Source organism: Yinghuangia sp. YIM S09857 (genome assembly GCF_051388915.1).
In the GTDB taxonomy this organism is placed as follows: Bacteria; Actinomycetota; Actinomycetes; order Streptomycetales; family Streptomycetaceae; genus Yinghuangia.
This window is the reverse complement of record NZ_JBPKBH010000005.1, coordinates 276,487-283,500: the sequence shown is the minus strand read 5'-3', so window position 1 is coordinate 283,500 and position 7,014 is coordinate 276,487. Positions and strand designations below refer to the sequence as shown.

6 protein-coding genes are annotated in these 7,014 nt (G+C 68.9%); 2 read left to right on the top strand and 4 right to left on the bottom strand.

Annotated features, from left to right (window positions below):
- Window positions 1-79: 79 nt before the first annotated feature.
- The 4 genes from ACRX5S_RS12755 to ACRX5S_RS12740 form a co-directional block, all read right to left on the bottom strand.
- Complete coding sequence (locus tag ACRX5S_RS12755; protein WP_436772997.1) at window positions 80-1,423, bottom strand: oligopeptide/dipeptide ABC transporter ATP-binding protein; 1,344 nt, start codon at window positions 1,421-1,423, stop codon at window positions 80-82.
- Window positions 1,420-2,496, bottom strand: a complete 1,077-nt coding sequence (locus ACRX5S_RS12750) for an ABC transporter ATP-binding protein (RefSeq protein ID WP_436772996.1) — start codon at window positions 2,494-2,496, stop codon at window positions 1,420-1,422. Before ACRX5S_RS12750 ends, ACRX5S_RS12755 begins: the two co-directional genes overlap by 4 nt.
- Before the next feature lie 64 nt (window positions 2,497-2,560).
- Window positions 2,561-3,475, bottom strand: coding sequence for an ABC transporter permease (locus ACRX5S_RS12745; RefSeq protein WP_436772995.1), 915 nt, complete (start codon window positions 3,473-3,475; stop codon window positions 2,561-2,563).
- Window positions 3,472-4,440: an ABC transporter permease gene (locus tag ACRX5S_RS12740; protein WP_436772994.1), complete on the bottom strand. Its 969-nt coding sequence runs from the start codon at window positions 4,438-4,440 to the stop codon at window positions 3,472-3,474. The genes ACRX5S_RS12745 and ACRX5S_RS12740 overlap by 4 nt, the downstream gene beginning before the upstream one ends.
- A gap of 701 nt (window positions 4,441-5,141) precedes the next feature.
- Here ACRX5S_RS12740 and ACRX5S_RS12735 point away from each other — a divergent pair.
- Together ACRX5S_RS12735 and ACRX5S_RS12730 are read left to right on the top strand one after the other, a co-directional pair.
- Window positions 5,142-6,455, top strand: coding sequence for an ammonium transporter (locus ACRX5S_RS12735; protein WP_436772993.1), 1,314 nt, complete (start codon window positions 5,142-5,144; stop codon window positions 6,453-6,455).
- The gene (locus ACRX5S_RS12730) at window positions 6,452-6,790 is read left to right on the top strand and encodes a P-II family nitrogen regulator (RefSeq protein WP_358348032.1); all 339 of its coding nucleotides are present in this window, start codon (window positions 6,452-6,454) and stop codon (window positions 6,788-6,790) included. Before ACRX5S_RS12735 ends, ACRX5S_RS12730 begins: the two co-directional genes overlap by 4 nt.
- Window positions 6,791-7,014 lie beyond the last annotated feature (224 nt).

Below are 7,014 nucleotides of genomic sequence, written 5' to 3'. Positions count from 1 at the left end.
CCGGACCCGGAGGTCCAGGCGGCCCCCCGGCGCGCTGGTGGTGTCGCGGTACAGCAGTGGTGGTGCGTTGTGCGGGGTGTCAGGAGGCGTTCTTGGGCGCGTCGGACGCGTCCTCCGCCGACTTTGAGGTGTCGTCCTCGGCAGCCTTCTCGTCGGCCTTTTCGTCGGCCTCGCCGTCCGCCTTGGCGTCCTTCTTCGCGTCAGCCTTCGCGTCCGCCTCGGTGTCCGCCTCGGTGTCCTTCTCCGACTCGGCCTTCCCGTCCGCCGCGGCCGACTCCTCCGCCGCCTTCGGGGCATCGCCCTCGGCGGCCTCGGGCTTCGCCTCCACAGCAGTCTCGGCAGCGGCCTCGACCGGCTCCGGCGCCTCGTCCGCGGGCGCGGCCTCGGCCGAGGCGGAGACCTCGACCAGCTCCGGTGCCGCCTCCCCGACCAGCGGGTAGTGGCAGGCGACCCGGTGACCCGGCGCCACCTCGCGCAACTGCGGGACCTCGGAGCTGCAACGCGGCGACGCGAGCGGGCAGCGGGTGCGGAACCGGCAGCCGCTCGGCGGGTTCATCGGCGACGGGATCTCGCCCTTGAGCGCCGGGCCCGAGTGCTGCGCACCCGGGTTCGGCGCCGGGACGGCGTCCAGCAGCGCCCGCGTGTACGGGTGCGCGGGCGAGTCGTAGATCGCGTCCGTGTCCCCGGTCTCGCAGATGGTGCCCAGGTACATCACCGCGACCTCGTCGCTGATGTTGCGGACCACCGCGAGGTCGTGCGCCACGAAGATCATCGACACTCCGGTCGACGCCTTCATCTCGTCCAGCAGGTCCAGCACCTGAGCCTGGACCGACACGTCGAGCGAGGCCACCGGCTCGTCGCAGATCAGCAGGTCGGGGTTGACCACCATGGCCCGCGCAATGGCGATGCGCTGGCACTGGCCGCCCGAGAACTGGTGCGGACGGCGCTCGGAGACCAGGTCCGGGTCGAGGCCCACCTTGCGCAGCATCGCCGCGACGCGGGGCTCGATCTCCTCCTTGGGCACCCCGGCGATGACCAGGCCCTCGCCGACGATGTCCTTGATCTTCCGGCGCGGGTTGAGCGCCGAGATCGGGTCCTGGAACACCATCTGGATGCGGCGGCGCATGACGCGCAGCGCTTCCTTGTTGAGCTTGGTCAGCTCCTGCCCGTCGAACAGCACGGAGCCCGAGGTGGGCTTGGTGAGCTGGAGGATCGCCCGGGCGAGCGTCGACTTGCCGCAGCCGGACTCGCCGACCAGGCCGAGCGTCCGCCCGCGCTTGAGCTCGAAGCCGACCCCCGCCACCGCGTTCATCACGCCGCCCGGCACCCGGAAGCGCTGGACGAGGTCGCTCACGGTGAGCAGGACTTCGTCTTCCTTGGGGGACGGCGCGGGGGCCACCCCGTCCAGGGTGTCGGCGGTCATGCCGAGACCTCCTTGCTCAGACTCGTGTCGGCCTTCGCCGCGGCGTCGTCGGACGCCCCGTCCTCGGCCGCCCCGCCCCCGACAGGGTGGTGGCACGCGAACAGGTGCAGCGCGTTGCCGTTGGAGACCATCGGCGGCTGCTCGGTCGCGCACTTGTCGTCGGACGCCGCACAGCGTGCCGCGAAGGCGCAACCGCCCTTGAACGTCACCAGGTCCGGCGGCGTGCCCGGGATGGGCTTGGGCCGCTGGGCCTTCGGGACGTCCAGGCGCGGCACCGCGGCCAACAGGGCCTCGGTGTACTGGTGCTTGCGGTGCTGGAACAGCTCCTCGGTGGGGGAGTGCTCCACCATGCGGCCCGCGTACATGACCGCGATCTCGTCGGTGCGCCCGGCCACCACGCCGAGGTCGTGGCTCACCAGGATCATGCCCATGCCGCGGTCCGCCTGGATCTCCTGCAACAGGTCCAGGATCTGCCGCTGCACGGTCACGTCGAGCGCCGTGGTGGCCTCGTCCGCGATCAGCAGCTCGGGGTCGCAGGCGAGGGCCATCGCGATGGTCACGCGCTGGCGCATGCCGCCGGAGAGCTGGTGCGGGTACTGCTTCGCACGCTTCTCCGGCTCGGGGATGCCGACGAGCTTGAGCAGGTCCACCGCGCGGGTCTTGGCGTCCGCACGGGAGATGTCCATGTGCTCCCGCATCGACTCGGTGAGCTGACGTTCGATCAGCACCACCGGGTTGAGCGAGGTCATGGGGTCCTGGAACACCATGGCGATGTCGTTGCCCCAGGTCTTCCGCGCCTGCTTGCGCGGAATGCCCACCAGCTCGGTGCCGTCCAGCTTGACGCTGCCGCTGATCTTGGCGATCGCCGGGCTGATGCCCATCAGGGCACGCACGAGCATCGACTTGCCGGAGCCGGACTCGCCGACCAGGCCCAGGGTTTCACCCTTCCCGATGCGGAACGACGCGCCGTCGACCGCCTTGAGAACGCCGCGCGGGGTGTTGAGGTGAACCTTGAGGTCCTGCACCTCCAGCAGCGGGACATCCGACGCGGGTGCGTCCTTGTTCCGTTCCATGAATCGCTCCATGAATACAGTCCCGTTGTCGAGACTTGGGTCTGTGGCTGACTAGAGGCGCCGACTACAGGTTGGAGTCGCGCACATCGAACTTCGCCCGCAGGCGGTCGCCGATGACATTGAGCGAGAAGACGGTCAGGAAGAGCACGCCACAGGGGACGAACACCTGTGCGGGGTAGTCCTCCAGGGAGTCCTTCGCCTTGTAGACCATGCCGCCCCAGCTCGGCTCGGGGTCGGGGACGCCGACGCCGAGGAACGACAGGGAGCCTTCCGCCACGATCATGATCGCCATGACGATCACCGCGTACGACATGATCGTCGCGACGGTGTTCGGCATGAGCTCCTTGAACATGATCCGCCCGGGTTTCGCCCCCATGGCCTTGGCCACCACGACGTACTCGCGTTTGGACTGCGCGATCGCGTTGGCCTTGGTCAGCCGGTAGAAGCCGGGGATGGTCAGCACCGACAGGCCGAGGGTGATGGTCCAGACGCTCGGCGGGGTGAGCACCGACGAGAGCATGAGCAGGAGCAGCAGCGGCGGGAAGGCCAGCAGCGCGTCCGCGAAGATGTCGATCACGGTCTCCGCGATGCCGCGGAAGTACGCCGCCGTCAGGCCGAGAAGACCGCCGATGACCACGCCGCTGACGATCGGCACCGTGGACACGATCAACGAGGTCCGGGCGCCCGCCGCGATGCGCGACAGGGTGCTGCGGCCCAGGTAGTCCGTGCCCAGGAACTCGGGCCACGCCTGGAACGGCGACAGATTGGAGTCGCCGATCGGCCGGTCGTACTCGGCCGGCAGCAGGTCCGCGATGATCACCAGGAGGACGATCAGCGACAGCCAGGTGATGGCGAACCACCACAGCAGGCCGGCGGTCTTCTTCTTCTTTTTGCCCTTGCGCTCGGCCGCGGCCTCACCCGGCGTCTCGACGCCCGATTCGGTCAGGCCGAGGCTGTTCTCGGTATCGACGAGGCTCATCGCGCCCTCACTCTCGGGTCGATCAGCATGTAGGCGACGTCGACCAGGGTGTTCAGCAGTACGTAGCCGACGGCGATGATGACGACCGTGCCCTGCACGACGACGACGTCATTGCTCGTGATCGCGTCGACGATGTTCTTTCCGAGGCCCGGGATGCTGAAGTAGACCTCGACGATCACCGTGCCGCCGATGAGGCGGCCGAGAGTCAGGCCGGAGATGGTGATCAGCGAGAAGGACGACGGTCTGAGGGCGTGTCTGAACAGTACGTACGGTGACGACATGCCCTTCGACTTGGCCGTCAGGATGTAGTCCTCTTGCAGAGTGCCCAGCATGTCACTGCGCAGCAATCGCTGGAACTGTGGAATCTCCGCGAGTGCGAGGACGATCGCCGGGAGCATCAGGTGCTCGATATTCCCTGACAGGGAATCGGAGGCGTAGATCCAGCCGGTGTTCGGAAATACCTGTCCAAGGGTTCCGGGAGCGGCGAACAGGTAGACCAGCAGGATCGAACTGATGAACGGCGGCACGGCCAGGAGGCCTGACGACACGCCGCCCAGGATCTTGTCCGGTAGTCGACCCGCTTTCGCCGCGGCCCATACGCCGAGCGGTACGGAGACGGCAAGGGCCAGCAGCAGCGACACCAGCGCGAGTTCGAGCGTGACCGGGTACCGGTCCTTGACGCTCTCCATCACGGGCTGCTGGCTGACCATGGCGGTGCCCAGGTCGCCCTGGAGGGCGTCGCCGAGCCACCGCCCGTAGCGTTCGAACAGCGGCTGGTCGTATCCGTACTCGTGCTCAAGCGCCTTGACATCCGCGGGTGTCATGTCGGCGGTGAGCAAGGGCGCCACCGGAGTTGCGGACGAATCGCCGAGCTTCATGATGTCCGGCATCGCTGTGGTGGCGAGCGTGACCAGGAACAACACCGGGATCAGATGAAGGACCTTGCGACCGAGCAGGCGCAACACGACGGCGTCACCCCCTCTCGCAGGTCTGGTCGGCTGACGGTGTGGAAGATTTTCGGGGCTGTGTGGAGCTCTGTGCCGGTGCGGGACGCTCGGGGTGCGTCGCACCGGCCGCGCGCGGGGTGACGGGGCGATTCCGGTTGGTGACACGTGCCATGACGACCCGTCAGTTAAGCGCGGTGATTAATTACGGCAGTGAGTGCGATCAATGTCAATGCATTCGAGTGATCCGTCTCACCGGCCCGTCCAGGCTTTGCCAACCGTACGGTGGCAGTTTCCGCATCCCGTCTGACCAGTAACGATTCGGCTTCGGTCGGCGGATCTGACGGGATGTCATTCCATACGCACGCGTACGCGTGAGGTGCCGACCACGCCGCGTCGCGACGCGGCGTGGTCGGCCCCTCACGCGTACGCGTGAGGGGCCGACCACGCCGCGTCGCGACGCGGCGTGGTCGGCCCCTCACGCGTACGCGTGAGGGGCCGACCACGCCGCGTCGCGACGCGGTGGGTGCCGTCTGGCCGGCTCCGCGGCCGAACCGGGGCTGCGTATCCGGCCGTGAGCAGGCGTTCACGTTCCCGAAACACTCGTGCGGGAACCGTCACGCGTGCGAAACACGCGGCGACACGCCGTGAAACCTCACGGCTCGAAGCTCCTTCCCATGAGCCCCGGGGGTCGGCCGGGGCACGGAGAAGAGAGGCAGAGTATGGACACGGGTAACACCGCTTTCGTACTCCTGAGCGCCGCACTGGTCATGCTCATGACGCCCGGGCTGGCGTTCTTCTACGGCGGCATGGTCCGCGTGAAGAGCGTCCTCAACATGCTGATGATGTCCTTCATCTGCCTGGCCGTCGTGACCGTGCTGTGGGTGCTCTACGGGTTCTCGATGGCGTTCAGCACGGACGCCTTCGGCGGGCTGGTCGGCAACCTCGACCTGTACGGCATGCGCGACATCGGGCTCAGCGAGCTCTGGGACGGCTACTCGATCCCCATCACCGCGTTCGCGATCTTCCAGCTCATGTTCGCGATCATCACGCCCGCCCTGATCAGCGGCGCGGTCGCGGACCGCGTCAAGTTCGTCTCGTGGGCGGTCTTCGTGGCCCTGTGGGTCACCATCGTCTACTTCCCGGTCGCGCACTGGGTGTGGGCCGCCGACGGCTGGCTGTTCAAGAAGGGCGTCATCGACTTCGCGGGCGGCACCGCGGTGCACATCAACGCGGGCATCGCGGCGCTGGCCCTGGTCTTCGTGGTCGGCAAGCGCGTCGGCTTCAAGCGCGACCCCATGCGCCCGCACAACCTGCCGTTCGTGATGCTCGGCTGCGGCCTCCTGTGGTTCGGCTGGTTCGGCTTCAACGCCGGCTCGTGGCTCGGCGCCGACGGCGTCACCGCACGTGCCGCCATCAACACCCAGATCTGCACCGCCGCCGCGGTCCTCGGCTGGCTCGCCCTGGAGAAGATCCGCGACGGCCACTTCACCACCCTGGGCGCCGCTTCCGGCGCGGTCGCCGGCCTCGTCGCCATCACCCCCGCGTGCGGCGCGCTCAGCCCGATGGGCTCGATCGCCCTCGGCATCGTCGCCGGCGCGGTCTGCGCCTGGGCGGTCGGCCTCAAGTACAAGCTCGGGTACGACGACTCCCTCGACGTCGTCGGCGTCCACCTCGTGGGCGGCATCATCGGCTCGATCGCGCCCGGCCTGCTGGCCACCGGCAAGATCCAGAGCGACGCCGAGGGCCTCTTCTACGGCGGCGGCACCGAGCAGCTCGTCAAGCAGGTCACCGCGGTCGCCGCGGTCATGGCGTACTCCTTCGTCGCCACGTTCGTCATCGGCACCCTGATCCAGAAGACCATCGGGTTCCGGATCAGCGAGGACGACGAGGTCAACGGCATCGACCAGGTCGAGCACGCCGAGACCGGCTACGACTTCGCGAGCCTGGGCGGCTCGGTCGGGCGCCCGAGTGCGACCGTCGGCGCCGGCGCCCCGAGCGCGACCGAGACGACCGAGACGAAGGTGGACGCGTGAAGCTCATCACCGCGGTCGTCAAGCCGCACCGGCTCGACGACGTGAAGAACGCGCTCCAGGCGTACGGGGTGCACGGCCTCACCGTGACCGAGGCCAGCGGCTACGGCCGGCAGCGCGGCCACACCGAGGTCTACCGCGGCGCCGAGTACCAGGTCGACCTGGTCCCCAAGGTCCGCATCGAGGTCGTCACCGAGGACGAGGACGCCGAGGAACTGCTGGAGGTCATCGTCAAGGCCGCCCGCACCGGGAAGATCGGCGACGGCAAGGCCTGGGTGGTCCCGGTCGACAGCGTCGTCCGGGTCCGGACCGGGGAACGCGGCCCCGAGGCGCTCTAGTCGTGTCCGCAAATTCCCCGCGGGACCGTGAGGATCCGCGGGGCGCGCACCGCCCGCCCAGAACCGCCCGTGCGACATGCACCGCGACGCGAGCCCGCACCGCCCACCCGGCGGGCGGGCTTGCGCCGTCCCCCGACCGTGCCGTGGCCGGAAGGGCCCGCCGCTCGCGGCAGGCCCACGGCCGGGCACCGGTCGGCCGAGGCACCCGCCCGCCTCGGCCCGGC

What these genes read in the sequence shown, in the direction of transcription:
- ACRX5S_RS12745 (WP_436772995.1), bottom strand. Translation starts at nt 3,475, where the DNA reads ATGAGCCTCGTCGATACCGAGAACAGCCTCGGCCTGACCGAATCGGGC.
- ACRX5S_RS12755 (WP_436772997.1), bottom strand. Translation starts at nt 1,423, where the DNA reads ATGACCGCCGACACCCTGGACGGGGTGGCCCCCGCGCCGTCCCCCAAG.
- ACRX5S_RS12735 (WP_436772993.1), top strand. Translation starts at nt 5,142, where the DNA reads ATGGACACGGGTAACACCGCTTTCGTACTCCTGAGCGCCGCACTGGTC.
- ACRX5S_RS12750 (WP_436772996.1), bottom strand. Translation starts at nt 2,496, where the DNA reads ATGGAACGGAACAAGGACGCACCCGCGTCGGATGTCCCGCTGCTGGAG.